Genomic DNA, 23,301 nt, shown 5'->3' with positions numbered 1-23,301 from the left:
GGCTGCGCGGCCTCTCGCCCCGGCGCGGATGCCACGCTCTGCCGCGCGGACTCCTAGGGCCGGTTGATGATGTCCCGGTACATCGGCGCCAGGCGCGCCAGCATCGCATTCTGGGCAGCGAACGGGATGCCCTTGGCCTCCATGCTCTGCTGCAGCACCTCCACCAGTGCATTGAAGTCACGCCGGCCGATGTCCATCGATTCGTGGGCCTCCTTCATGGGCACGCCCTTGTAGGTGCAAGGCCCGCCGGACTGCTGGCAGAGCTGCTCGGTGAGCTGCGTGACGAGGTGCTCGCGGTTGGCGTTCTTGAAGAACGGCGCCATGCGGGCATCGGCCTGCAGACGGGTGACGAAGTCCTGCATCACGGCCTGGATGCCGGCCTTCTCGCCCCAGGCGCGGTAGACGCTGTCGTCAGCGGTGCCCTGGGCATGGGCGGTGGACAGCAGCAGGGTGACGCCGAAGGCAGCCAGGGCACGGGTCATGCGGGTCATGAACATCTCCTTGAAATACGCGCGCAGCCTCAGAAGGCCAGTTGGGCAGAAAGGTAGGCGCCGGTCTGGCGGCGCGGCTGGACGGCGGGGGCGATGCGGCCGAGGTCGACATAGGCGGCGGTGAGCGACACCTGCTTGGTGGGCGCCCAGGCCACGAAGACGTCGAACCAGGCGTTCTCCTTCAGCGCGCCCTCGCCCAGCACGGAGCGGTTCAGGTTGTCGGGCTTGGCGCGGAACTCGGCGCCCACCGCGACCCGGCTGGACAGGAGCTTGGCCACCGAGATCTCCGGCTTGAGCTGGTAGCCGCGGCCCTGGGCGCCACCGAAGCCCAGCAGGCCGTTCTGGTTGGCCTTGGTGGCCCGCAGGGTGCCGTTGACCAGGATGCCGGGCGCGAGAAAGAGCTTGGTGGCGCTGACATACACATCGGTGCCGGAGCGGCTTGCGCCCAGCGGCCCGAACAGCGTGGGGCCCAGCGCGCCGGCATGCGTCATCTTGTGTTCCAGGCCGATGGCCACCTGGGGCATCCAGGTGTCGGCGTCCAGCACCGCGTCGCCGGCCACGCGCAGCTTGGCGCCGAGGATGTCCTGCTTCAGGTGCAGGCCTGGCAGGCCCAGCGGCGCGAGGTTGTCGCGGGTGTCCAGGTCCTGCCGGGCCAGGGACAGCTCGAAGCGGTCTTCCCAGCTCACCGCCACGCCAAAGGTGCGCAGCGCGTAGTCGCCGGTCTTCACGCCCGTCAGGAACGCCGTGCCGCCGACCTCGCCCGAGGTCGCGTAGCTGCCCGTCACGGCCCACGGCGTCAGGCCGCCCCCGGCAGCCCCGTCGATGGAGCTGACCCCGCCGGTCAGCAGCAGCTTGCCGTCGGCCGCATGCGCGCCCGTGGCGGCCAGCGTGGCGGTCAGGGCAGTCAGGGCGGTGAGGGCATTGAAGCCCCGGGAAACTCTCGGCGTCATGGGTCGGCTCCTGAAGGAATCAGCGGTCATGGGTCCAGCTACGCCGCCGCCGAACAAATGGATGCAAAATTTTTTTGGAGCAAGCCCTGCATCCGTGAAGAAGCCGGCGACGTAGCTGGGTCATGGCCGTCCTTTCTGTTCCCGGTGCCCGCCATGGCGTCAACAATCGGCCCCGAGCGCGGGCCCCCGTCCGTGCCGCTGCCCGCCCCGCCCTCATGACCGACACACCCCGCCCCGGTGATGCTGCCGCCGAAGCCCTGGACACCTGGATGGCCCGCACGGCCCTGGGCGACCGCCAAGCGTTCGAAGCTCTCTACAAGGCCACCAGCGGCACCTTGCTGGCCGTCATCGCCCGCCTGGTGGGCGACCGCGGCCAGGCTGAAGAAATCCTGCAGGAGGTCTACGTCACCGTCTGGCGATCGGCCTCCGGCTACAACCCTGCGCTGGCGCGGCCCATGACGTGGCTGATGAGCATTGCCCGCAACCGCGCCATCGACGGCCTGCGCCGCCGCAGCCGCGAGCCCGAGACCGTGAGCCGCTACGCCGGCAGCCCCGACGGCGATGCCGAGACCGACCTGCTGGACCAGGTGCCCGACACCGCCGCCGGCCCGCTGGCGCTACTGGAGCAGGCCAGCACCCAGCACACGCTGGAGCGCTGCATGGAACACCTGGTGGAACGCCAGCGCGCCAGCCTGGCGCTGGCCTACTACGACGGCCTGTCGCATGCCGAGGTGGCCGGCCAGATGGCCCAACCCCTGGGCACCGTGAAGAGCTGGATCCGCCGCGGGCTGCAGAGCCTGCGCGACTGCCTGGACCGCGCCGCGCGCGGCAGCCAACCCCAGGCCGGAGCGCACTGATGGACTACAGCAAGCGAGAACTGGCCGACCGACTGGCCGCCGAATACGCCCTGGGCACCCTGCGCGGCGGTGCGCGCCGCCGCCTGCAGCAGCTGCTGCCCGCCCACCCGGCCCTGGCCGCCGCAGTACGCGGCTGGGAAGCCCGCATGCAGACCCTGGCGGCCCCGTTGCCGGAGATGGCCCCGAGCCCCCGGGTGTGGCAGCAGGTGCAAGCCACGTTGTTCACGCCCGCCGGGGCGCCGCAGCGTTGGTGGCAGGGCCTGGCGGTCTGGCGTGGCTTGTCGGCCGTGGCGGTCGCTGCGACGCTGGCGCTGGCCGTCGTGGTGGTGCAGCCGCCGCCGGTGCAGCCACCGCTGGTGGTGGTGCTCAACGGCACACCGGATGGCGCCGCGCTGGTGTCGGCGGGCTTCGTGGCGAGCATCAGTGCCGACGGGCGCGCGCTGGTGCTCAAGCCCCTGGGCACCGCCCAGGTGGCGGACGGCCGGGCGCTGGAGCTCTGGGCCGTGCCGTCGGGCGCAGCACCCCGCTCGCTGGGGCTGGTGTCGGCCCAGGGCTCGACCACGGTGCTGCGCAACGAGATCCTGAAAGGCGCCCAGGCGCTGGCCGTCAGCCTGGAGCCGGCTGGCGGCTCGCCCACCGGCGCTCCGACGGGGCCCATCGTCTCGGTCGGGTCCATCTGAGCGGCGGCGACAGCTCGCGGGCATCGGCATGCATCCAGATGCGCGCGGCGGGCGTAGGTCTCGGTCATCGTCTGACCGGAGCCTTCCGATGCGCCCCCTGCCCTGTGTGCATGCCTTTCTGACCGCCAGCCTGTTGGTGCTGGCCACCGCCACCCCGGCCGCCGACCTGTCGGTGCGGGTGCTCGATAAATCGGGCCAGCCCCTGGCGGATGCCGTCGTGCTGGTGGACAGCACGGTGCCCGGCAGCCAGCCCCCGCCCGTGATGGAAGCCACCATCCGCCAGGAAAAGATGCGCTTCAAGCCCTATGTGACCGTGGTTCACACCGGCGCCCGCGTCAGCTTCACCAACCTGGATGCCTGGGACCACCACGTCATCCTCGGCCCGGTCGGCCCGGGCGGCTTCTATCTCGATGCGACCCAGAACCAGCAGATGCGCCTGGCCGGCAAGGTTGGCGAGACGGTCGCGCGCGACAGCCGCGTCGTGGCCAAGCCCGGCGCCTACCTGCTGGGCTGCCATCTGCACAGCTCCATGCGGGGGCATCTGTACGTGGCCGACAGCCCCTGGTCCAGGGTCAGCGAGGCCGACGGCCAGGCGGTGCTGACGGGTTTGCCCGCCGGGCCGGCGCGGGTCCGGATCTGGCACCCCGATCAGGTGCTGGAAGGGGCGCCGACCGCCGTGGAGGTCAGTGCCGGCGGCAGCGCCGTGACGGTCAATACAGCCATCATCACCGCCAGACGCCGGTAAGCCAGGCAGGTGATCCCGCCGCTGTTTCGGCATAGCATCCGGCGCCGCCTGCAACGCCGCTGCGGCGCGGCCCACCTGCTGCTGAAGCGACTGCAACCCGTCATGACACGCTCCGCCAGACGCGATGAACCGACCACCCCGCCCGGTGCCGGGCACCGGCTGCTGGCCATCGGCGCCTCGATCCTCATGGGGCTCGTCGCGTCATCCGCGGCGGCGGCGGAATGCTCGGAGGCGAGCCCCGAGACCTTCAGCGCCTTCCTGTCCATCTTCTCGACCAGCCCGGCATTCGTGCTGAGCCGCACCGAGTTCCCGCTGCATGAGCGCCAGTGGGCCGACGACGACTGGCTCGAAGATTCGCCGGCCTACACCGAGCGCTGGATCGCCCGGGATGCCTACGCCCGGCGCCCATCGCTTCAAGCCCAGGCCCAACAGAGCGGCTTGACGATCGACGTGGCGGCGTCGACTCGCACCTCGGCCACCGTCGAGTTGCGAGACCACCTGCGCTTCCCGGTCCGGGCCTACCACTTCAGCATGGACCGGGGCTGCTGGCGGCTCACGGACGAAGACGTCTTCGAGCACCGCTGATCGCCAGCGCCCCCGTCAGGCGTCGGCGCGCGCGAACTCGTAGCGGTTCCGGAAGCTCTCGCGGCCGTCCGCCTCGACTTCGAATTTCTCGATGTGCAGCGTCTTGGGCCCCAGCCGCAGTCGCTGGCGATAGGTCTTGCCGTCCTGAAGCCGGGTCAGCAACACGGCCGTCTCGCCCGCCGCAGCGGGCATGGGCGTGAGGTCGTACGTTGACGTGTCCTTGCCTGAAGCCCACGCGAACGTGTCACCGGCCTCGCTGACCGTCCAGCGGTCGTAGGAGTGCACCACCTTGCCCGGGCCATCCTGGAACACGAAATACAAGCTGGCCTGCGAGGGCGAGTTCAAGGCCACGAACAACTCGCAGGGCAGCGACACGAGGGCATGCGGTGGGCTCCAGTCCCGGTAGGTGAGCGACCCGCGCCAGCGGCCCGGCAGGCTCCTGAAGAGCGCCATCGGCTCCGGTTCATACAGGGCCCGCGCCTGCGGGCTGAGGATCGCGACCAGCGATCCCAACAGGTGACGACGATTCATGGCGGCTCATGTTCTGGCAAAGGGAGGACTCATCCTCGGCCCGCCGCCCCATCGCCCGTGGCGCCATGCGACCACCTGATGCCCCGAGGGGTTGAATTGATGAATCCGGACGCTGACCTCAGGGCCCCGCCAGCAGCAGCCGGCCGATGGCCGTCTGACGGTCGGCAACGGCCCGATTCAGCGCGGGCACGAGGTCCGCCAGCGCCGACCCGCGGCGGGCCGCGATGTAGACCGGAAGTTCCTTCAGCGCCCGCCGGCCGATGGCGAGTCTGTCGGGGTCGAACCCGGCATCACGGACCCGACGCAGCAGCAAGGCCGGCTCGTCATTGAAGTGCGTCACGAGCAGCACATCGCAGCGACCCGCCTCCAGCATGCGCAGCCGGCTGCCGAGATCACCTGGCGCCGCATGCAGTTGAAAGTCCCGCCCGGCAGCCATGTCCAGTTCGGCGCCCAGACGCGCAGGCCGTACGGCACAGACCTTCCGACCCTTCAACCCCGCCACGCTGGTGATGGGTCCATCGCCCGCGGCGCGCCCGATGGCCCACACGCCCGAGCGAAAGACCGGCTCGCTGAACACCAACTGTGCCTCGCGCTCCCGCGACGGCGACACGCCGAAGCCGAACGCCTCACCTGCTTCCGCCATGCGCAGCACCCGCGAGAAGGGGACGCGGCTGACCTGCCAGCGCCAGCCCGCGGCCTCGGCCAGCTCGCGCAGCAGGGCCTCGGCAAACGGCTGGTTCAAGCCGTCCGACAGGGCCATGGGCACCACGGGCACCGTCGCGAAGGCACCGGGCGTCGCCATCAGCAGTGATTGCACAAGCCAGGCCCGGCGTTGCCACGGCCTGCCAGCCATCCCCTCACCCACCTTGCCGCCTTCCATGGGCCGGATGATGGCCGAAGCCACCGCCTGCGGGAACCCCGCTTCGTTTCAAATGTCATCCAGCCTGCAGGCAGGGTGTTGATGCTGCAACAGCCCGGGCGGAGCATCCCGGCATGGACCTGCTCCGGCTCTGGCGCGACCGCCACACGGCTCCCCTTCCGCCCCCTGGGCGGGCAGCCGGGATGCACGCACGGGCGCGCGTCGCAACTTCGGCGCTGTCGGCGGCGCTGGTGGCGGCGCTGGTGGCGGCGCTGTTTGCGGCGTTGTGGGCAGCCCTGTTGGCAGCCAGCCTGGGCGCACTGCCCGCGCAGGCGGCCGTGCTGAGTGCAGCGCCCGCCGCCAGCGCAGCGCCCGGGGCTTCGGCCCGGCAGGTGTTGCACGAGTCCCGCGGCGCTGCGGCCGAGCCCGCGGCGCACCCGGCCGCACCGCCTGCATGGCAACGCTGGGGCGAACGGCTGCTCGCGCTCGGGGTGGGCGCCGGGGTCGGCTGGTTGTTGCTGCGCCTGGGCCGCGAAGGCGACGGCGCACGCACCGGCCCCGCCGACCCGGGATGAGCCCGACGGCGTCAGTACAGGGTGTCGACCTGCGTGTCGAAACGGTAGCCGGCACCGCGCTCGGTGACGATCAGGGACGGCTGGAGCCCGTCGCTGCCGAGCTTGCGGCGCAGGCGCAGCACCTGCACGTCAACGGTACGGTCGTACACCTCGGCGCTGTGCATGCGCGTCATGGTGAGCAGCTGGTCCCGGCTCAACACATGCTGCGGCGCGCTGCAAAACGCCACCAGCAGGCTGAACTCATGGTTGCTCAGGTCCACCAGGCGGCCGTCGGGCGCGGTGAGCCGGCGGGTGCGCAGGTTCAGCTCCCAGCCAGCGAAGCGAAAGGCGCGGCGCTTGTCGTCCTGGGGGTCGAGTTCCACCTTGACCTGGTAGCGCCGCAGCACGGCGCGCAAGCGCGCCAGCAGCTCGCGGTTGCTGAAGGGCTTGGTGACGTAGTCGTCGGCGCCGAGCTCCAGGCCCATCACGCGGTCGGCCTCCTCGGCGCGGCCGGTGAGCATCACGATCGGCACGGTCGCCCGCTCGCGCAGCGCTCGCGCCAGTTGCAGGCCGTCCTCGCCGGGCAGCCGCATGTCGAGGATGACGATGTCGATGGCCTCTCGGTCGAAGGCTTCGCTCATTTCAGCCCCGCTGGCCACGGCCGTGACGCGCATGTCATTGCTGCTGAGGTAGTCGGTCAGCAGGTCGCGGATGGCGGGGTCGTCATCCACCACCAGCACATGGGGCGGAGCCTGGTGAGTCTCGGTCGGGGCCATGAGGGGTTGCGCTCTAATCCAGCGATGGTCATTCGCTCTTGCGGGCTGGCGACTTTAGCGCGCACATGCCCCTGACAACCTTGCGCCCAGGCTGGCTGCGCGTGCTGCTGGCCGCCGAACTCGTCTTTGCCGTGCTGGTGGCTGGCGGCCTGTGGCTGCTGCGTGAGCAGGCGCTGGCCGCCGAAGCCCGCATGCTGGACGCACTGGCCGATGCCATGGCCCGCCAGGCCGAGCGCAGCCTGGACATCGGCCAGGTGGTGCTCACCACCACCACCGACGAACTCGCCCGCGGGATCATGCCGGCCACCGGGCCGCAGGTGACGGCGGTGCTGCGCGAGCGCGCCCGTCTGCTGCCGGGCTACCGGGCCATCAGCATCTTCGGTGCCGACGGCCGGCGCCTGGCCACCTCGCGCGACAGCACGGCCGACCTGCCCACCAGCGTCGCGGAGCGCGACTTCTTTGCCGCCGCCCAGCAGGAGGGGCCGCCGCGGCTGTTCCTGAGCGAGCCCTACATCGCCTCGGGCGACGGGCTGCCGGCCATTGGTGTGTCCATGGGCTGGCGGGATGCGGCCGACCGCTTTGCCGGCGTGGTGGTGCTGGTGGCCGACCCCGACTTTCTGGCCGGTGGCCCGGCCCGGCTCGCGCGAGACCGCGATGTGCAGCAGGCCCTGCTGCGGCCCAGTGCCGATGGCCGCTCGCTGATGCCGCTGGCGCCGCGCCAGGCCCAGGCCGTCCCGGAGGCGTTGCGTCAGGCACTGGGCCCACCGAAGGAAGGCGCGCGCGCACCGGGCGCCCGGCGCAGCCAGGGTGTGGACGGCCTGTTGGTGGCGACTGCCCCGCTGCGACCCTACCCGCTGCTGCAAGCGGTATGGCGGGAGCAAGGCGCGGTGCTGTCGAGCTGGAACGAGCTGGCCTGGCTGGTCGGCGCCTTCGTGCTGGCCATGCTGGCGGTCACGTTGGCCGTGGGCTGGCGCATGGCGCGCGAGCAATTGCGCGTGGAGGCCCTGCAGCAACGCCTGACCCGTGCCCGCAAGCTCGAAGCCCTGGGGCATCTGGCCGGTGGCGTGGCACACGACTTCAACAACGTGCTCGCGGCGCTGGTGGGCTTTGGCGAGATGGCCCGGCAGGCCGCTGCCGACGGCAGCCGGCAGGCCCGACATCTGGACCACGTGCTGCAAGCGGCCGAACGCGGTCGGCAGCAGGTGGAGCGCATCCTGGCCTTCAGCCGCGGCCAGCCCCGTCGCAGCGTGAGCTTTGCGCTGCAGCCGCTGGTGCAGGAGGTGCTCGACCACCTGGCCGGTGCCATGCCGGCGGCCGTGCAACTGCAATCGTCGCTGCAGGCCCCGGCGCTCGCCGTGCGCGGTGACCCCACGGCCACCTACCAAGCCGTGATGAACCTGTGCACCAACGCACTGCAGGCCATGACCGAGGGCGGCCTGCTGAGCGTGAGCCTCGACGCCTTGCAGCTGTCTCGCCCACAGCAGGCCTACGACGAGATCCTGCCGGCGGGCCGCTACCTGCGCCTGCAGGTCCAGGACACAGGGCTCGGCATGGGGCCGGACGTGGTGGCGCATCTGTTCGAGCCCTTCTTCACCACCAAAGGCCGCCAGGGCGGCTCGGGCATCGGCTTGGCCGTGGTGCATGGGGTGGTGAAGGATCTGGGCGGCGCCATCGACGTGAACAGCGCACCGGGCCGCGGCAGTCGATTCACGCTGTGGCTGCCGGTCTGCGATGACCCGCCGGAAGACCGCGCCCTCGAACGGCAGGAACTGCCTCAAGGCCAGGGTCAGACCGTGCTCGTCGTCGATGACGACCCAGCCCTGGTTGAACTGGCCGAAGACCTGCTCGCCGAGCTGGGCTACGAGCCACGGGGCACGGTGTCCGCCCAGGCGGCGCTGCAGGCCCTGCGCGACGACGGGCAGGCCTTCGACCTGCTGCTGACCGACGAAGTCATGCCCGACATGACCGGCACCACACTCGCCCGCGAGGCACGCGCCTTGCGACCGGGGCTGCCGGTGGTGCTGTACAGCGGTTACGGTGGCGACGACTTCGAGGCCCGCGCTGCGCAGGCCGGTGTGAGCGCGGTGCTCCGCAAGCCGCTCACCACGCGGGAGCTCGCGCTGGCCCTGCAGCGCGTGTTGCGCGCTTCGTTGCAGTCGTAATCTGCCGACGCGCGCGAGTCATCGGAACTCGCAACAGCCCTCAGAGACTGGCTCCATCGCGGCACTGCGCCGCGACTGGAACCTGATCTCGAAAGGACTCAAGATGCAGTACCCCCGCCTGACCCGCCCCGCCCTGGCTCTCGCCCTCATGGCCGCCATGGCCGGCGCACATGCTGAAGGCCTTTACGTGGGTGGCGCCCTCGGCGCGCCGCAGTACAGCAACACCATCAACGGCTACGGCAGCGGTGACGGTGGCGGCCGCGGCGTCGCTACCAAGCTCTATGGCGGCTACCAGCTCACGCCCAACTTCGCGATCGAAGGCAACGCCTTCCACCTCGGCCGCAGCACGACCACCGGCGACGGGTCCGCACGCATCTACGGCGTCGGTGTGGACGGGGTGGCCAGCCTGCCGGTGGCGCAAGGCTGGTCGCTGCTGGGCAGTGTCGGCGTGGCCGAGGCGCGGCTGACCACGCCCACCGCACGTGACACCAGCCCGGCCTTGAAGGCCGGTGTGGGTGTGCAGTACGACCTCAACAGCGCCATGGCCCTGCGCGTGGGCTACGACCGCTATCACTTCACCAATGCCTTCGACAGCAAGCCCAACGTGGGCGCGACCTTCGTCGGCCTGAAGCTGAATTACTGAGTGTTGCCACTCGCGGCGTGGCCTGGGCGGCGCGCCGTGATTGACCGCAAAGGCGCAACAGTGCGTTCCAGCACCGACGCCTTTTGATCCGGCTGACGCCCCCGATGTGCTGACCCGTGCGGTAGCCCATCGGTACCGCCAGCCATTGAAGGACATGTTCATGAAGACCAAGACTTTCGCTCTTTCCGCCCTGGCCCTGGCTGCCAGCTCTGCCGCCTTCGCCCAGTCCTCGGGCCAGGTCACCCTCTACGGCACGGTCGACGCCAACGTGCAGGTGCTCGACGGTGCCGCCACGCAGACCCGCGTGCAGTCCGGCGGCCTTTCGGGCTCGCGCCTCGGCGTGCGTGGCCAGGAAGACCTCGGTGGCGGCCTGCGCGCCTTCTTCACGCTCGAGTCGGGCCTGAACCTCGATGACGGCACTTACGGCCAAGGCACCTTCTGGGGCCGCCAGGCGTATGTGGGCCTGGGCACGCCCTACGGCAATGTGTCGCTCGGCCGCCAGTACAGCAGCCTCTACACCCTGACCGACCAGTTCAGCCAGTTCTCCAACGTCGCCAGCGGCGCGAGCACCGCCGTGATCGGCGGCTTCGGCGGCTATGAGCCCGTGCGCGGCAGCACCAGCTCCGCCACCGGCAACGGCGGCCCGGCACGGGTCAACAACTCGGTCAAGCTCGAATCAGCCAACTACGGCGGCTTCAGCGCCGGCGCCCTGTGGGGCATGGGCGAAGTGACGGGCGGCACCAAGGGCAACCGCGTGGCCGACATCTATGGCCGCTACACCGGCTACGGCGTCGATGCCATGGTCTCGATGGTCGACGACAAGGCCGATGTGCTGGGCCAGAACCGCCGCACCGTGTCGGCCGCCGCCGCCTATGACTGGAACAGCTTCCGCTTCAACGGCGGCGTGATGGAAGTCAACGACCGCAGCGTGGCCAACCAAGACGGCAAGGGCTACTGGCTGGGCGCCAGCTACCGCCTGGGCCAGCACCAGTTCAAGGGCCAGTACGTCGAGAGCAAGAACGCCGGCGCGCTGCCTGACGGCAAGACCCAGGCCTTCGGTGTGGGCTACCAGTACGACCTGTCCAAGCGCACCGCGCTGTACAGCTCGGTCACGCGCTTCAAGAACGACGGCATTGGCTATGTCGATCGCGCCGCGGGCACCATCCCCGTTGGCCTGACCGATGCCAACAACCGCAACCTGACCGAGTTCGTGGCCGGCATCCGCCACAGCTTCTGATCGACGCACCGTAGCTCTCCTGTCCTCCTAGGCACGCGATCCCATCCCCGCGTTCCTTTGGCCCACCTCGATGAGGTGGGCCTTTTTTATGCTTGGTCTCGCCGCGCGCGGTAGCGGCCCGGGGTCATGCCGAACACTTGTCGGAACGCAGCGCCGAAGCCCGCCAGGCTCTGCCAACCTGCATCGCCCGCGGCCTCGGTGACGCTGGCGCCTTCGGCCAGAAGTGCAGCGGCATGGAGCAAACTGGCCTTGCTGCGCCAAGCCTCGATGGGCAGGCCAGTCTCGCGAGCGAAAGCCCGTTGCAGAGTTCGCAGGCTGGCACCGACGTTGTCTGCCAATGCAGCCAGCGCGACGCGCTCACCGGGCTGCGCCAGCAGTCGGTCTGCCAGCGCACGGGCACGCGGATCGGCCGGCATCGGCAACTGCAGGTCGACGGCACCGGCCTGCGCCACCAAGTCCACCAGCACTTGAGCCAGCCGCGCCTGCGCTGGCTGGCTACCCACCAGCATGCCCAAGGACAAGATGTGCAGCACCAGCTCGCGCAGCAACGGCGACACCTCGCGCACGCTCGGCTGCGCTGGCAGGGCCTGCGACAGCGGCTCGGCAAGATAGAGGGTGCGCAGCGCCACCTCGGCCCCCACGGCACACAACCGATGCGGCACGCCTGCGGGCAACCACAGCGCCCGCGTGGGGGGCGTAATCCACACCTGACTCACTGCGGTCACGCGCATGGCGCCACGGGCCACCACGACCAGTTGACCCCAGCGATGGCGATGCTCAGCGATCGTCGTGCCCGAACGGAAGGTGACGGCCAGCGACCGCACCACGAGGTCGGACGCGAGCGCGGTCAATCGAAGAAGCCGGGCACGTACTGCATTGCGCCGGCCAGATTGCCTTCGGTGTCTTCGAAGAAGATCAGTTCGCCCACACCGTCGATGCGATAGGGCTGCATGACGATGCGACCACCCGCGGTCATGATGGCCTGGATGGTGGCCTGCAGGTCCTCGACGCCGAAACTGGCTTCGAACCCGAACATCGGCTTGCCCGCAACGATCTCGCGGCGTGCCTGCAAGGCACCCAGCAAGCCTTGGCCCGCATCCTTCACTTGATAGAAATCAGGCGGACCCCAGGGCTCGATGCGCCAACCGAATACCGCCTCATAAAAGGCCTTGGCACGGTCGACGTCGGCGGCATTGATTGCGAAATGGCGCAAGGGCGCGGGCATGGGCAACTCCAGCTCGAGACGAGGCCCCGAGCGTAGATCCATGCCCGCCGCCACGCGCCCGCGCAAACGACAGTTTTCAACGCCCACGCGACAGCCGCCGGCCGTCAGCGGGGCTCGTTCGGCCGCTCGTGATGCTCGCGGTGTTCGTGCTCGGGATGCGCATGCGGTGCCTCCGCCGGGCGCGGCGGCTCGGCGCGGTGGGGCGGCTGCGGGTGCACCGGCTGCGGGGGTGCGACGGCATGCGGCGGCGTCACGTCGCGCATCGCATGCACCGGATGAGCGGGTTCGTGCGGCGGTTCATGCAGCGGTTCGTGATCCGGCATCCGCCGGGGCATCGGGGCCAGCCCCGGCGCAGCGGGATTCACAGCTTGCGCATGGCTTGTCGACTGCGGCATCGGGTGCAACTGCGGTGGCGGCACCTGCTGAACCTCCGGGGGATGCCCTTCCGCCTGCGCCATGGCCATGGCCTGGGCCGGTGGATGCGGCATGCCCGGCGCCGCCGTCATCGCGACGGGCACCGCATGCTCGGCCACATGCTGGTGCGCCTGCAGCGCCTGCACCGGCAGGCTGGTGACCGCACGCGGGTTGGCCGCGAAAGCCAGTTGACGGCCGGCCACCGTGCCGGCCGTGGGCGCGGCCACGCGCTGCTGGTTCACCACGCGCGTGACGTTCTCGATCTCGGTGATGTTGGTGACGTGGGTGATGTTGACGTTGCGCACATAGGTGTTGGACACCGCGTACGGCGGCACGTACACCTCGCGCGGCGCCAGCGGCACCCAGCCCACGTTGCTGCCCACGCTGATGCTCAGCGACACGCCCGGCGCCGGCACCGCGCTCGTCCAGGCCACCAGGGCCGGCGCATACACCGGCCGCGCGACGTAGGTGCCCGGCACCCACGCCCAGCGGCCCTGCCACATCGCCCAGCGGCCGTAGTGGAAGGGTGCGAAGCCCCAGGGCGCATCGTCCACCCAGGTCCAGCCCCAGGGCGACACCCAGGACCAATGGCCGTAGCGGTAGGGCGCCCAGTCGGCCGCCACCTGCGGCACCCAGACCGGCCCGTAGTCAGGGCTGCTGGTCCATTGGCCATAGCTGTCCAGCGTGTCGGCGCCGGTCATCGCGGGCGACACATAGCGGCTGGCCGCCACCACCGGCCGGGCGCCGGCGCGGGCCTGCACGAAGTGCTGGAAGTCGTCGGGCCGCGCATCCAGCAGCTGCATGCTCAGGCCGCTGCCTGCCTGGCCGAGGCGTGCATGCTGGCCTTGCGTGAAGGTGTAGCTCGCACCGCTGTCGGCAGTGAAGTTCACGTTGCCCCGCCAGGCCGTGCCGTCCACCGACGGGCCGTTCACGTCCACGCGCAACTGCGCCGGCTGCGGCTCGGTGAAGCGGCCCAGCGGTGTCTGCACGACCAGCATGGTGGCGTCCTGCGGGTCGCTGACGCGCACGGCCACGCTGCCGCGCATCACGCGCAGGCGCATCTGGGCGTCGTCGAGCTGCTCCACGTCCACCTCGGTGCCCACGTCCAGGTCGATGGCGGTGGAGCCGATCGTGACCTCCGCCCGGCCCGAAGGCCCGGTGCTGAGCACATTGCCCGTGGTCACCGGCCAGTTCAGCGCGGCGCTGCCGGGGGCCGCGCCAGGTTCGGTGGCCAGCGACACGTCGCCCGCCACCCAGGCCACCCGCCCCACGCGGGCGGGCGGGTCGGCCCAGGCGCTGCCGGCCAGCAGCACGGCCGCGACGGCCAGGGCCGTCTGATGCAAGGCCGGCCGGCGCCGGCGCACAGGAACAAGGCGATTCATGGCGTTCTCCTGGGCAGCAGGGGGCTCAGGCCCGATCAAGGATGCCGTGGTCCAGGCGCACCCGCTCACCGGTGCGCAGGCCATTCAGGCCGCGGTAGTCGAAGCTGCGCTGGCTGCCGTCGTCAAAGCGCACATGCACCCGATAGACCACGCTGGAGGCGGCCGCCGCGTTGTTGCGCTCGATGTTGTCGCCCACGACGGCGCCGCCGAAGATGCCCAGGCCCGTGGCGGCAGCACGGCCCATGCCGTGGCCGATGGTGTTGCCCACCACGCCGCCGATCACGGCACCCAGCACGGCCCCGCCGCCGCTGTCGCCCACATGCGTGCTGATCTCTTCAATGCGGCTCACCGTGCCGTATTGCAAGTAGGTGGCCGAGGCCACCGGCGGATAGCCCGGCGCATCGATGACACGCGAAGTGCGCGTGACCGGCACGGCGCAGGCCGACAGGAGGGCAGCAGAGATGGCAGCGCAGCCCAGGGCGCGCCAGCCACGCGGGAGGGTTTGCAGGGTCGAGGTCATGGTGTGCTCCTATCACTGCATCGACTCGCCGTTGCCACCCTATCGCGGCAGGTGGGCGGCCGATGTCATGGCTTCATGCTCGGCGACCCAGATTGCACAGACGCGACGTGCGCCGACGGCTTCGTTTCAATCGACACGAAAGCGGGGCGTCAGGCCCACAGGCGCGGCGCCGACCGACGCCGCAGCGCGGTGCTGGCCTACAGCGATGGCGCGGCTACAGCTCGGCGGAGGGGCGCGCTGGCAGCACGCGGTGCAGTTCGTCCGCCAGCGCCTGCATGTCCATGGGCTTGCTCAGGTAGCCATCCATGCCCGCATGCCGGCAGGCATCGCGCCGGCTGTCACTGTCGCCCGCGGTGGACGCGACGATGGGAAACGGCGGGAGGGTGCCGATGCGTTGCAGGGCGCGCAGGTGCTCGCTCGCCTCCAGGCCGTCCATGACGGGCATGTCCACGTCCATCAGCACCATGTCGGGCGGTGCGTCGCAGCAGGAGTCCAGGGCCTCGATGCCGTCGGCCGCCACCACCACTTCGTAGCCCAGCGCCTCCAGCTGGCCGCGGGCGACGATCTGGTTGACCTCGTTGTCGTCCACCACCAGCACACGGCGGCTTTCGTGCAGGTACAGCGGCGAGGGCGAGGTCATGCGCGACAGCGCGGTCGAGGTGCGCGTGTCGACATGCGCCGTGAAGCGGTCCAGCTCCAGCGGGCTGAACGGCAGCACCCGGATGTCCACCGACGAATGCCGGCGCGCGCGCAGCGTGGGCGAGCCCGACACGACGGCCAGCACCGGCCACAACCCTGGCCGCCCCTGGGCGAGGCGCTCCAGCCCGGGCAGCTCGTCGGCGTCGTGCTCGGTGGCAATCAGCAGCGAAGGCGAAGCCGCGTCCATCAAGGCCGCCTCGGCGGCGGCCAGGCTGTCGAACGTTTGCACCTGCCAGCCCAGCTGGCGCAGGCGAATCTCGACCGAGTCGAGCGTGCCGGCGGGTTGGCTGACCAGCCAGGCGACGGCACCCGCCGCATCCGGCGTGTGATCGACCGGCAACTCCAGTGCCGCCACATCGCCACTCAAGGAAATGACCAGCCCGTCCCGGCCGGCATCCACGAACTGCACTTCGCCGCCGGTGGCCGGGCAGCTGCCGTAGGCCTCAGGCACCAGGCGCGGGTCGGCATCGACTTCTTCGACCAATTGCAGGCGCTGCAGCACGGCCATCACGTCGGCCGGCTGGGCCCGACCCGTGCCTGCGGCATGGATAACGATGCGGCTGCGGCCGTACACCGGCGGTGCGGCATCCACGCTGAACATGCAAAAGCCCGACTCGAAACAATCGACGATGCCGAGCAACACCCGGTAGATGCCCGCCTTCAGGAAAGGGCCCGGGTCATCCAGCTCCAGGCGCGGGCCGCGGTAGTCGACGTAGGTCACCAGGCCTTTTCGGCGGGCGTGAGGCAGCACGTCGCGCGCGCACTGGGTGAACAGCTCTGAAAACTCCATGGGACACAACTTTTCGCTGGACCTCAGCGTAGGGCCTGAACCGCCTTTGCTGGGTTTCCAAATGTGGCGGCGCTTACCTTTGGACGCTGCCGCGCACGTGGGCACCCTGGCGAACTCACCTTGCGCACAATTGCCGAAATCTGAAATATCATATTTATCGCTTCAATCGTTTTCAACCTAGAGTTCAGGCTTCGCTCGCTCCCATGCCCGCAGAGCACCGGACTGTCGCAGTCCGCCATGCGCGGGTCAGCCCCGGGACTGGGCTCGGCCTCACCCGGTCGGGCCGAGCCCGCCTCACCGCACGCCATGAATCACTGGACTCTGAAAAAGAAGCTCTTCGCGACCTTCGCCTCGCTGCTGGCCGTTGCCGGCCTCCTCATCACCATCGCCCTCGTCAACACGCATCGGCTGCTGGACACCGTGAAGTGGAACAACCACACCTACGAGGTCCTGACGAAGTCCGAGAAGATGCTGCTGAGCATGGTCAACATCGAGACCGGCCTGCGTGGCTTTGTGGCCAGCGGCAACGACAAGTTCCTGGAGCCCTTCAACATGGGCAAGAAGGAGTTCTCCCAGCACTTTGACGAAGCCAAGTCGCTGACCTCCGACAACCCCGCACAGCAGGACCGGCTGAGCAAGCTGATGAGTCACCACAAGGCCTTCCTCGAGGTGGCCGAGGGGCTGGCGGCCAAGCGGCGCGAAGTCACGCTGGGCAAGCTGCCGGCCGAAGCGCTGTTCACGGAGTTCGAGCAAGGCAAGGACAAGGCCGCCATGGACGCTTTCCGCGCCGGCATTGCCGAGTTCGCCCAGGCTGAATCGACCCTGCTGGGGCAGCGCTCCCAGCAGCTGACGGATTCCGGCACCAGCACCACGGCCACGCTGGTGTTCGGTGGCCTGGCCCTGTGCGGCCTGGCCGTCACACTGGGCGTGCTGCTGACGCGCAGCCTGTTCGCCCAGCTCGGCGCCGAACCGGGTCTGGCCGTGGCCGTGGCCGAGCGCGTGGCGCGCGGCGACCTCAGTGTCGATGTGAGCGTCAAGTCGGGCGACACGTCGAGCCTGATGGCCAACCTGGCCAAGATGCAGACCAGCCTCTCGCAAGTCGTGGCCAACGTGCGCCAGAACTCGGAGAGCGTGGCCACCGCCAGCGCCCAGATCGCGCAAGGCAATCAGGACCTCTCCAGCCGTACCGAGCAGCAGGCCAGCGCGTTGCAACAGACCGCAGCCACCATGGAAGAACTCGGCACCACGGTGCGCCATAACGCCGACAGCGCGCAGCAGGCCAACCAGCTGGCCCAGAGCGCGTCGGCCGTGGCCGCGCAGGGCGGGCAGGTGGTCGGCAAGGTCGTGACCACCATGCAGGGCATCACCGACAGCAGTCGCAAGATCGGCGACATCATCGGCGTCATCGACGGCATCGCCTTCCAGACCAACATCCTGGCGCTCAATGCCGCCGTGGAAGCTGCACGCGCCGGTGAGCAGGGCCGCGGCTTCGCGGTGGTGGCTTCGGAAGTGCGCAGCCTCGCGCAGCGCAGCGCCGAGGCCGCCAAGGAGATCAAGACCCTGATCGGCCGCAGCGTCGAGCAAGTGGAACAGGGCACGCTGCTGGTCGACCAGGCCGGCAAGACCATGGGCGACATCGTCGGCTCCATCCAGCGCGTCAGTGACATCGTGGCGGAGATCACCTCCGCCAGCACAGAGCAGAGCACGGGCGTGCAGCAGGTTGGCGAAGCCGTCACGGCGATGGACCAGGCCACGCAGCAGAACGCGGCGCTCGTCGAGGAAAGCGCCGCTGCGGCGGAAAGCCTGCGCAGCCAGGCCCAGCAGCTGGTGCAGGCGGTAGCGGTGTTCAAGCTGTCCTCTGGCGACGTGTCGGCCTGGGCTGGCCGGCCGGCCGCAGCCCCGGCGACCGCGCCTGCCCGGGCTCCCCAGGTCCGTGCGCCGGCTCGCCCCGCAGCTGCCAAGCCCGCAACCGCCCCTTCGCCACGCCCCGCGCCCGGCCCGTCAGCAGCCACCGCTGATGCCGCCAGCGACGAGTGGGCCACCTTCTGAGCCGCGCCCCTCGGCACGACGCCTCCCCACCGCCAAGCCCAACTGCCAAGCCCAACCGCCATGAGTCTCGTCAGCGAAACCCATCACGCCACACCGCCGCACGGCCCCTTGGCCACCCTCCCGGCCGCCCCGTACGCCCATGCGCTGACCGCTGGGGGCGCAGTGCCGCGCGAGGTCCTCAGCTTCCGCCTGGGCGCGGAGGAATACGGCATCGACATCCTGCGAGTGCAGGAGATCCGCAGCTACGAGGCCCCCACCCGCATCGCCAATGCCCCCCGCTTCGTGATGGGCGTGGTGAACCTGCGCGGTGTCATCGTGCCCATCATCGACCTGCGCCTGAAACTCGGCTGCAGCAGCGTGCAGTACAACGAGTTCACGGTCGTCATCGTGTTGACGGTGCTGGACCGGGTCATCGGCATCGTGGTGGATTCGGTCTCCGACGTGTTGGAGGTCCCGCCGGAGCAGGTCAAGCCAGCGCCGCCGCTGGCTTCCGCCATCGACGCCGGCCACATCCTCGGCATGGGCTGCGTGAGGCAGGGCGACACCGAGCGCATGCTCATCCTGACCGACATCCAGGCCCTGCTGGCCGGCGCCGACATGGGGCTGTTCGACCCGCCTCAGGCCCTGACGGCCTGAGGCGCCCCACTCAGCGCGCGCTGGGCGGCCGCATGCCCGCGATGCCGGGCATGGCTTGGCGCATGGCGTCCACAAAGCTGCGCAGCCGCGCCGGATACAGGCGCGCATAGGGGTAGACAATGCGTACCGGCAAGGGTGAAGCCTCCCAGTCCGGCACGAGCTGGCAGAGGCGGCCGCTGGCGAGGTCGTCGGCCACCAGCCAGGCCGACACCAGCGCCGCACCCACGCCGGCCCGCACGGCACTGCGGGCGGCATACAGGCTGTCGGTGCGCAGGCGCGGCGTGAGCCGCACGGCTTCGCGGCGGCCGGTGCCGAGCTGGTGAAGATCGAGTTCGTCGCGATAGAACTGCGGCAGCGACAGCCACGGCAACTCGCGGAGCGCTGCCGGCGTGCGTGGCGGCGGGCCCTCGCCCCACAGACCTGGCCGCGCCACCAGGATGCGCGGCACCTCCGCCACATGCACCGCCACCAGCGCCGGGTCTTCCACCTCGCCCACCCGAATGGCGCAATCGATGCCCTCGGCGATCAGGTTCACCTCGCGGTCGTGCAGGAACCAGTCCACGCTGACCTCCGGGTGCGCCGCCAGGTAGCGCGCCAGGGGTTCCACCAGCGCCTCCTGCCCGAAGGCATGCGGCGCCAGCACCCGCAGCTGGCCGCGCGGCTGGTCCTGGGCGCCGCGCAGGTCCGCCTCCACCGCCGCCCAGCTTTCCAGCAGCGACTTGGCGTGGGCATAGCAGCGCTCGCCGTCCTCGGTCAGCCGCATGGCGTGCGTGGAGCGCTGCAGCAGGCGCAGGCCCAGCATCTTTTCCAGCCACTGCAGCCGGCGGCTGATGGTGGGTTGGGTGCTGCCCATCTGGGCCGCGGCGGCCGACAGGCTGCCGGCTTCCACGATGCGCACAAAGGTTTGCATCAGGGCCAGTCGGTCCAGCGCGGGTGAAGTCGGCTCTTTCATACACAGCGTGTATAGCCGATGTGCAATTGAGCCGTCTACACCGATCTTTCATGCAAGGAAAGAATTGCCAGCAACCCAACCCCTTGGAGTTGCCTCATGAACTCGATCACCGCTCGACAGGCGCCTGCCACGCCCACCCGGCATGCCGCCCTCTCCCGCCCGCTGGTGCTGCTGCTGGCCAGCGGCGCCGGCCTGGCCGTGGCCTCGATCTACTACAGCCAGCCCATGCTCGGTGTGCTGGGCGGGGCCTTGGGCGCCAGCGCCCGCGACACCGGCTTCGTGCCCACGCTGACGCAGCTGGGCTACGCGCTGGGGATCCTGTTGCTGGCACCGCTGGGCGACCGTTTCGACCGCCGTCACCTCATCCTGCTCAAGACCGTGCTGCTCGCCGTCGCCCTGCTGGCCAGCGGCTTGGCGCCGGGGTTGCCCGCGTTGCTGGTGGCCAGCCTGGTGGTCGGCCTCACGGCCACGCTGGCGCAGGACATCGTGCCCGCCGCCGCCACGCTGGCGCCCGAGTCAAGCCGCGGCAAGACCGTCGGCACCGTCATGACCGGGCTGCTGCTGGGCATCCTGCTGTCGCGCGTGGCCAGCGGCTTCATCGCGGAGCGCTGGGGCTGGCGTGCCGTGTATGAACTGGCGGCCCTCAGCCTGGTGGTGTTCGGCGTGGCTGCGTGGCGCGGACTGCCGCGGCTGCCAGCCACAAGCCGCATGCGGTACGCCCACCTGATGGGGTCGCTGGCGCAACTCTGGCGCCAGCATGGCGAGCTCCGCCGCGCCGCGCTGGCCCAGGGCCTGCTGTCCATGGGCTTCAGCGCCTTCTGGTCGACGCTGGCCGTCATGCTGCACCACCAGTACCAGATGGGCAGCGAAGCAGCGGGCGCCTTCGGCCTGGCAGGTGCCGCCGGCGCGTTGGCGGCCCCGCTGGCCGGCCGGCTGGCCGACAAGCGCGGGCCCGAGCTGGTGACGCGGCTGGGCGCCGGCCTCGCGATGGCGTCGTTTGCCGTCATGGGCCTGGGCGTGCTGCTGCCCGGCGACGCGCAGATCGGGCTCATCGTGGCCGCCACGGTCGGCTTCGACTTCGGTGTGCAGGCCACGCTGGTGGCGCACCAGACCGTGGTCTACAGCCTCGACCCCGCCGCGCGCAGCCGGCTCAACGCGCTGCTCTTCACCGGCATGTTCATCGGCATGTCGGCCGGTGCAGCGCTTGGCAGCCTGGTGCTGGCGCAGTGGGGCTGGATGGGCGTGGTGGCCCTGGCCACGGCCACGTCGGGCGCGTCGCTGGCGGTGCGGCTGTCGCGTCGCCGCGGAGCGCGGTAACGCACCCTCCGAGACGCGACATGAACGCTGCATTGGCCCTGACGCGCCACGCCGCACGCGTCGTGTGGACCGCATGCGCCCTGGCCCTCCATGCCGTGCCCGCCGCGGCGAGCCCCGAGGCGCTGCGCTTCGTCACCAAGCAGTTCCCGCCCTACGCCTACACCGATGCCTCCGGGCAAGCCGCCGGGCCGATGGTGGACGTGCTGAAGGCGGTCTGCAGCCGCGCGGCGTGGCAGTGCCATGTCGAGGTCCTCCCCTGGCGACGGGCCTACCAGCGCATCGAGGCCGGCGAAGCCGACGGGATCTTCCCCTTCGTCAACACCCCTGAACGTCGACAGCAGTACGTGATGAGCCCGAACGTCGTGCAAGGCCGCTACGTGCTGATCGGCAAGCCTGGCGGCCCCGGGCGCGAGCAGGGTCAGCCACCCTCTGGGCGCACCATCGCCGCCTTCGGCCCGTCAGAGGCCAGCCGCACGCTGGCGTCGGTGGTCAGACAACACCCGGGCACTCGGGCACACATCGAAGCCGATCCGAGTGCCGTGGTACGCAAGCTCCTGGCCGGGCGCTACGGGCAAGACGGCCTGGGCCTCGTCAATGAGGCTGTCGCCCGCTGGCAGCTCGCCGCGACACCGCCCGGCAGCTTGCAAACCGTGGAGGTGGTGCGGGAATTCAACTACGGCTTCGCCTTGCTGCGCCGGCCCGGCCACGAAGCCCTGGCCCGGCAAATGACCGAAGCCATCCAAGCCCTGTGCCGCAGCGGCGAAATCAGGCGGCGGCTCGAGCCCTATGGCTTGCAAGCGGCCGATTGCGCGTCGAGCGCCGCGGCCCTGCAGCCAGCCAGCCGCTTGCCACGACGCCCCTGAGACTCGCGGCTCGCGCTGCTTTCGCTGGCGTGCGCGGGCTGTCGGTGTGGCCTGATGTGAAGCACGGCGGCGGTTTTGGCCTTTGGCGAAGGGCGGCATCGGAGCGTCCCAGGCCGGGCACGGAGGGGATGCAAACTCACCCTGCCCGGCTAGAAGCACTACTGAGTCAACGGCAGCCACGTCATCGATACGCGGGGCTTGCGCACTTCAGCCCCGATGCCGCGCCGAGACCCTCGCCGCCACTTTCCAGGACGTAAAGGCCCTCGCCCAGCAATGCGACTACCGCCACGATCCGGAACCCGGCCGCGTCGTACGCGGCAGCATCGACACCGCTTGGCTGGAGAACTGCAAACGACCGCTTCGCAACGCCGAACGCGGCGACATTAAGTGGCCTCCGCGCACCGAACAACGCGGCAAATGGAGGTCTGGGCAACGGGGGAGCCAACGGGCGAACGGGAAGAGGGATTGAGGCTGCCCAGTGCCGTTAGCGGATGGTGACGGTCCGGCTGTGCACAAACGCCAGAACGTCCCCTATCCGTTTACGCTGCGATTCAGCCATCGGGAGTTCCAATACGGCATCGAGCGCCACCCAGCGCGCATCGGTGGATTCATCGTCCAGCGAGACCTTGCCCGCGACGGGGCGACAGTGGAACAGGATAGAGAACTCCCGCCGGACCTCGCCGTCGGAGTAGGCGATGCGTGTCTCGGGATCGGTGTAGGTCCCAATGATGCCTTCAACTGACACATCGATGGAGGTCTCCTCCAAAACCTCACGCCGGACGCAGGACGCGACGCTGTCGGTCATCTCCATCGTGCCCCCTGGCATGGACCACTTGCCACTGTCACGCCGCTGGACCATCAACAGGCGTCCTTCGTCGTCGATGATCGCGGCCGCCGTAGCCGGGACGAGCGAATTGGCCGCAGGCGCGTCAGCGCCTTTCAGGTCTAGCCGCTCAACCCGCAGCCGTTCGTGCGCCCACGCAAGCAGTTCCTCGCCGGCCTCCTCCAGCACCTTGTCGTTCCCTGCCGGAAGCTTGGCAAACAGGATTCTGCTGTTCTGCTTCACCCGTTGGATGTACTTCGTGCCCGGGTAGATGACGTAGAAGTCACCAGCACAGAACCGATGGACTTCCCCGCTGTCCAGATCCCGGTACTCCGTCATGCCTTTGAGCACGTACTGAAACTCCCTCGCGCGTACATGCGAGTGTGCTGCCTCCCAGTCGTAATCAGGATAGTCCGAGATGCCGAACTCGATGTCTTCGTCTGGAATATGGGCGAGCTCCTGAGGCAGCTCGAGATTTCCGGCAAGGTACTGGCGATGGGTGCCTGAAAAACTGGCATCGATGGCTGAACGCCGCAGGAACTGGAAGCCCATGCTTACTCC

At 69.8% G+C, this 23,301-nt stretch carries 24 protein-coding genes; 12 read left to right on the top strand and 12 right to left on the bottom strand.

Annotation, left to right across the window (positions count from 1 at the left end; translation table 11 throughout):
- Positions 1–53: 53 nt before the first annotated feature.
- Together CDO81_RS13170 and CDO81_RS13165 are read right to left on the bottom strand one after the other, a co-directional pair.
- On the bottom strand, positions 54–491 hold the full coding sequence (locus tag CDO81_RS13170) for a group I truncated hemoglobin (RefSeq protein ID WP_241516986.1): 438 nt from the start codon (positions 489–491) through the stop codon (positions 54–56).
- A gap of 29 nt (positions 492–520) precedes the next feature.
- Positions 521–1,441 (bottom strand): DUF3034 family protein, encoded by a 921-nt coding sequence (locus CDO81_RS13165; protein ID WP_088483683.1) that lies wholly within the window; start codon positions 1,439–1,441, stop codon positions 521–523.
- 215 nt (positions 1,442–1,656) lie between these two features.
- On the opposite strand from CDO81_RS13165, the gene CDO81_RS13160 reads away from it, so the two are divergent.
- The 4 genes from CDO81_RS13160 to CDO81_RS13145 all read left to right on the top strand — a co-directional run bounded on the left by CDO81_RS13160 (position 1,657) and on the right by CDO81_RS13145 (position 4,308).
- On the top strand, positions 1,657–2,298 hold the full coding sequence (locus tag CDO81_RS13160) for a sigma-70 family RNA polymerase sigma factor (protein WP_088483682.1): 642 nt from the start codon (positions 1,657–1,659) through the stop codon (positions 2,296–2,298).
- Positions 2,298–2,978, top strand: a complete 681-nt coding sequence (locus tag CDO81_RS13155; RefSeq protein WP_088483681.1) for an anti-sigma factor — start codon at positions 2,298–2,300, stop codon at positions 2,976–2,978. Before CDO81_RS13160 ends, CDO81_RS13155 begins: the two co-directional genes overlap by 1 nt.
- A gap of 88 nt (positions 2,979–3,066) precedes the next feature.
- On the top strand, positions 3,067–3,723 hold the full coding sequence (locus CDO81_RS13150; protein ID WP_088483680.1) for a cupredoxin domain-containing protein: 657 nt from the start codon (positions 3,067–3,069) through the stop codon (positions 3,721–3,723).
- 102 nt (positions 3,724–3,825) lie between these two features.
- A complete protein-coding gene (locus CDO81_RS13145; RefSeq protein WP_144397236.1) occupies positions 3,826–4,308 on the top strand; it encodes a hypothetical protein in 483 nt (160 codons plus the stop codon).
- Between the two features lie 15 nt (positions 4,309–4,323).
- On the opposite strand, the gene CDO81_RS13140 is transcribed toward CDO81_RS13145, so the two are convergent.
- Both CDO81_RS13140 and CDO81_RS13135 read right to left on the bottom strand, forming a co-directional pair.
- Positions 4,324–4,839: a hypothetical protein gene (locus tag CDO81_RS13140; protein ID WP_144397235.1), complete on the bottom strand. Its 516-nt coding sequence runs from the start codon at positions 4,837–4,839 to the stop codon at positions 4,324–4,326.
- Between the two features lie 118 nt (positions 4,840–4,957).
- Positions 4,958–5,641 (bottom strand): substrate-binding periplasmic protein, encoded by a 684-nt coding sequence (locus CDO81_RS13135; protein ID WP_158218267.1) that lies wholly within the window; start codon positions 5,639–5,641, stop codon positions 4,958–4,960.
- 191 nt (positions 5,642–5,832) lie between these two features.
- Here CDO81_RS13135 and CDO81_RS13130 point away from each other — a divergent pair, with 191 nt between their 5' ends.
- Complete coding sequence (locus CDO81_RS13130) at positions 5,833–6,273, top strand: hypothetical protein (RefSeq protein ID WP_144397233.1); 441 nt, start codon at positions 5,833–5,835, stop codon at positions 6,271–6,273.
- Between the two features lie 11 nt (positions 6,274–6,284).
- On the opposite strand, the gene CDO81_RS13125 is transcribed toward CDO81_RS13130, so the two are convergent.
- Positions 6,285–7,028, bottom strand: a complete 744-nt coding sequence (locus tag CDO81_RS13125; protein ID WP_088483675.1) for a response regulator — start codon at positions 7,026–7,028, stop codon at positions 6,285–6,287.
- A gap of 65 nt (positions 7,029–7,093) precedes the next feature.
- Between CDO81_RS13125 and CDO81_RS13120 the strand changes: the two genes are divergently transcribed.
- From CDO81_RS13120 to CDO81_RS13110, 3 genes are all read left to right on the top strand, one after another.
- Complete coding sequence (locus CDO81_RS13120) at positions 7,094–9,190, top strand: ATP-binding protein (RefSeq protein ID WP_088483674.1); 2,097 nt, start codon at positions 7,094–7,096, stop codon at positions 9,188–9,190.
- Positions 9,191–9,293: 103 nt separating this feature from the next.
- Complete coding sequence (locus tag CDO81_RS13115; RefSeq protein ID WP_088483673.1) at positions 9,294–9,833, top strand: outer membrane beta-barrel protein; 540 nt, start codon at positions 9,294–9,296, stop codon at positions 9,831–9,833.
- Between the two features lie 160 nt (positions 9,834–9,993).
- The gene (locus tag CDO81_RS13110) at positions 9,994–11,070 is read left to right on the top strand and encodes a porin (RefSeq protein WP_158218266.1); all 1,077 of its coding nucleotides are present in this window, start codon (positions 9,994–9,996) and stop codon (positions 11,068–11,070) included.
- Positions 11,071–11,156: 86 nt separating this feature from the next.
- Here the strand turns inward: CDO81_RS13110 and CDO81_RS13105 are convergent, their stop codons facing one another.
- The 5 genes from CDO81_RS13105 to CDO81_RS13085 all read right to left on the bottom strand — a co-directional run bounded on the left by CDO81_RS13105 (position 11,157) and on the right by CDO81_RS13085 (position 16,100).
- Positions 11,157–11,921 (bottom strand): AraC family transcriptional regulator, encoded by a 765-nt coding sequence (locus CDO81_RS13105; protein WP_088483671.1) that lies wholly within the window; start codon positions 11,919–11,921, stop codon positions 11,157–11,159.
- Entirely contained in the window at positions 11,918–12,382 is a 465-nt protein-coding gene (locus CDO81_RS13100) for a VOC family protein (protein WP_206602100.1), read from the bottom strand. Before CDO81_RS13100 ends, CDO81_RS13105 begins: the two co-directional genes overlap by 4 nt.
- A 17-nt stretch (positions 12,383–12,399) precedes the next feature.
- On the bottom strand, positions 12,400–14,091 hold the full coding sequence (locus tag CDO81_RS28075; RefSeq protein ID WP_158218265.1) for a DUF6600 domain-containing protein: 1,692 nt from the start codon (positions 14,089–14,091) through the stop codon (positions 12,400–12,402).
- A gap of 25 nt (positions 14,092–14,116) precedes the next feature.
- The gene (locus tag CDO81_RS13090; protein WP_088483668.1) at positions 14,117–14,611 is read right to left on the bottom strand and encodes an outer membrane lipoprotein; all 495 of its coding nucleotides are present in this window, start codon (positions 14,609–14,611) and stop codon (positions 14,117–14,119) included.
- Between the two features lie 214 nt (positions 14,612–14,825).
- Complete coding sequence (locus tag CDO81_RS13085; RefSeq protein ID WP_088483667.1) at positions 14,826–16,100, bottom strand: response regulator; 1,275 nt, start codon at positions 16,098–16,100, stop codon at positions 14,826–14,828.
- Between the two features lie 306 nt (positions 16,101–16,406).
- On the opposite strand from CDO81_RS13085, the gene CDO81_RS29125 reads away from it, so the two are divergent.
- Both CDO81_RS29125 and CDO81_RS13075 read left to right on the top strand, forming a co-directional pair.
- Positions 16,407–18,149, top strand: a complete 1,743-nt coding sequence (locus tag CDO81_RS29125) for a methyl-accepting chemotaxis protein (protein ID WP_088483666.1) — start codon at positions 16,407–16,409, stop codon at positions 18,147–18,149.
- A 60-nt stretch (positions 18,150–18,209) separates the two neighbouring features.
- Complete coding sequence (locus CDO81_RS13075; protein ID WP_088483665.1) at positions 18,210–18,785, top strand: chemotaxis protein CheW; 576 nt, start codon at positions 18,210–18,212, stop codon at positions 18,783–18,785.
- 10 nt (positions 18,786–18,795) lie between these two features.
- On the opposite strand, the gene CDO81_RS13070 is transcribed toward CDO81_RS13075, so the two are convergent.
- Positions 18,796–19,737, bottom strand: a complete 942-nt coding sequence (locus tag CDO81_RS13070) for a LysR family transcriptional regulator (protein ID WP_088483664.1) — start codon at positions 19,735–19,737, stop codon at positions 18,796–18,798.
- 96 nt (positions 19,738–19,833) lie between these two features.
- Here CDO81_RS13070 and CDO81_RS13065 point away from each other — a divergent pair, with 96 nt between their 5' ends.
- The gene (locus CDO81_RS13065) at positions 19,834–21,054 is read left to right on the top strand and encodes an MFS transporter (protein ID WP_088483663.1); all 1,221 of its coding nucleotides are present in this window, start codon (positions 19,834–19,836) and stop codon (positions 21,052–21,054) included.
- A gap of 20 nt (positions 21,055–21,074) precedes the next feature.
- The gene (locus tag CDO81_RS13060; protein ID WP_088483662.1) at positions 21,075–21,917 is read left to right on the top strand and encodes a substrate-binding periplasmic protein; all 843 of its coding nucleotides are present in this window, start codon (positions 21,075–21,077) and stop codon (positions 21,915–21,917) included.
- 484 nt (positions 21,918–22,401) lie between these two features.
- Here the strand turns inward: CDO81_RS13060 and CDO81_RS13055 are convergent, their stop codons facing one another.
- Positions 22,402–23,292 carry an NUDIX domain-containing protein gene (locus CDO81_RS13055; protein WP_193466498.1) on the bottom strand — a complete coding sequence of 297 codons (891 nt, stop codon included), beginning with the start codon at positions 23,290–23,292 and terminating at the stop codon, positions 22,402–22,404.
- Between the last annotated feature and the right edge of the window lie 9 nt (positions 23,293–23,301).

It is taken from the genome of Roseateles puraquae, assembly GCF_002205845.1.
In the GTDB taxonomy this organism is placed as follows: domain Bacteria; phylum Pseudomonadota; class Gammaproteobacteria; order Burkholderiales; family Burkholderiaceae_C; genus Pelomonas; species Pelomonas puraquae.
The sequence above is the reverse complement of the archived record's forward strand: the minus strand, read 5'-3'. Positions and strand labels throughout refer to the sequence as shown.

Excerpts from the sequence above, each read along its gene's own strand:
- CDO81_RS13170 (WP_241516986.1), bottom strand. The coding sequence starts at position 491 with ATGACCCGCATGACCCGTGCCCTGGCTGCCTTCGGCGTCACCCTGCTG.
- CDO81_RS13165 (WP_088483683.1), bottom strand. The coding sequence starts at position 1,441 with ATGACGCCGAGAGTTTCCCGGGGCTTCAATGCCCTCACCGCCCTGACT.
- CDO81_RS13160 (WP_088483682.1), top strand. The coding sequence starts at position 1,657 with ATGACCGACACACCCCGCCCCGGTGATGCTGCCGCCGAAGCCCTGGAC.
- CDO81_RS13155 (WP_088483681.1), top strand. The coding sequence starts at position 2,298 with ATGGACTACAGCAAGCGAGAACTGGCCGACCGACTGGCCGCCGAATAC.
- CDO81_RS13150 (WP_088483680.1), top strand. The coding sequence starts at position 3,067 with ATGCGCCCCCTGCCCTGTGTGCATGCCTTTCTGACCGCCAGCCTGTTG.
- CDO81_RS13145 (WP_144397236.1), top strand. The coding sequence starts at position 3,826 with ATGACACGCTCCGCCAGACGCGATGAACCGACCACCCCGCCCGGTGCC.
- CDO81_RS13140 (WP_144397235.1), bottom strand. The coding sequence starts at position 4,839 with ATGAATCGTCGTCACCTGTTGGGATCGCTGGTCGCGATCCTCAGCCCG.
- CDO81_RS13135 (WP_158218267.1), bottom strand. The coding sequence starts at position 5,641 with ATGGCGACGCCCGGTGCCTTCGCGACGGTGCCCGTGGTGCCCATGGCC.
- CDO81_RS13130 (WP_144397233.1), top strand. The coding sequence starts at position 5,833 with ATGGACCTGCTCCGGCTCTGGCGCGACCGCCACACGGCTCCCCTTCCG.
- CDO81_RS13125 (WP_088483675.1), bottom strand. The coding sequence starts at position 7,028 with ATGGCCCCGACCGAGACTCACCAGGCTCCGCCCCATGTGCTGGTGGTG.
- CDO81_RS13120 (WP_088483674.1), top strand. The coding sequence starts at position 7,094 with ATGCCCCTGACAACCTTGCGCCCAGGCTGGCTGCGCGTGCTGCTGGCC.
- CDO81_RS13115 (WP_088483673.1), top strand. The coding sequence starts at position 9,294 with ATGCAGTACCCCCGCCTGACCCGCCCCGCCCTGGCTCTCGCCCTCATG.
- CDO81_RS13110 (WP_158218266.1), top strand. The coding sequence starts at position 9,994 with ATGAAGACCAAGACTTTCGCTCTTTCCGCCCTGGCCCTGGCTGCCAGC.
- CDO81_RS28075 (WP_158218265.1), bottom strand. The coding sequence starts at position 14,091 with ATGAATCGCCTTGTTCCTGTGCGCCGGCGCCGGCCGGCCTTGCATCAG.
- CDO81_RS13090 (WP_088483668.1), bottom strand. The coding sequence starts at position 14,611 with ATGACCTCGACCCTGCAAACCCTCCCGCGTGGCTGGCGCGCCCTGGGC.
- CDO81_RS13085 (WP_088483667.1), bottom strand. The coding sequence starts at position 16,100 with ATGGAGTTTTCAGAGCTGTTCACCCAGTGCGCGCGCGACGTGCTGCCT.
- CDO81_RS29125 (WP_088483666.1), top strand. The coding sequence starts at position 16,407 with ATGAATCACTGGACTCTGAAAAAGAAGCTCTTCGCGACCTTCGCCTCG.
- CDO81_RS13075 (WP_088483665.1), top strand. The coding sequence starts at position 18,210 with ATGAGTCTCGTCAGCGAAACCCATCACGCCACACCGCCGCACGGCCCC.
- CDO81_RS13070 (WP_088483664.1), bottom strand. The coding sequence starts at position 19,737 with ATGAAAGAGCCGACTTCACCCGCGCTGGACCGACTGGCCCTGATGCAA.
- CDO81_RS13065 (WP_088483663.1), top strand. The coding sequence starts at position 19,834 with ATGAACTCGATCACCGCTCGACAGGCGCCTGCCACGCCCACCCGGCAT.
- CDO81_RS13060 (WP_088483662.1), top strand. The coding sequence starts at position 21,075 with ATGAACGCTGCATTGGCCCTGACGCGCCACGCCGCACGCGTCGTGTGG.
- CDO81_RS13055 (WP_193466498.1), bottom strand. The coding sequence starts at position 23,292 with ATGGGCTTCCAGTTCCTGCGGCGTTCAGCCATCGATGCCAGTTTTTCA.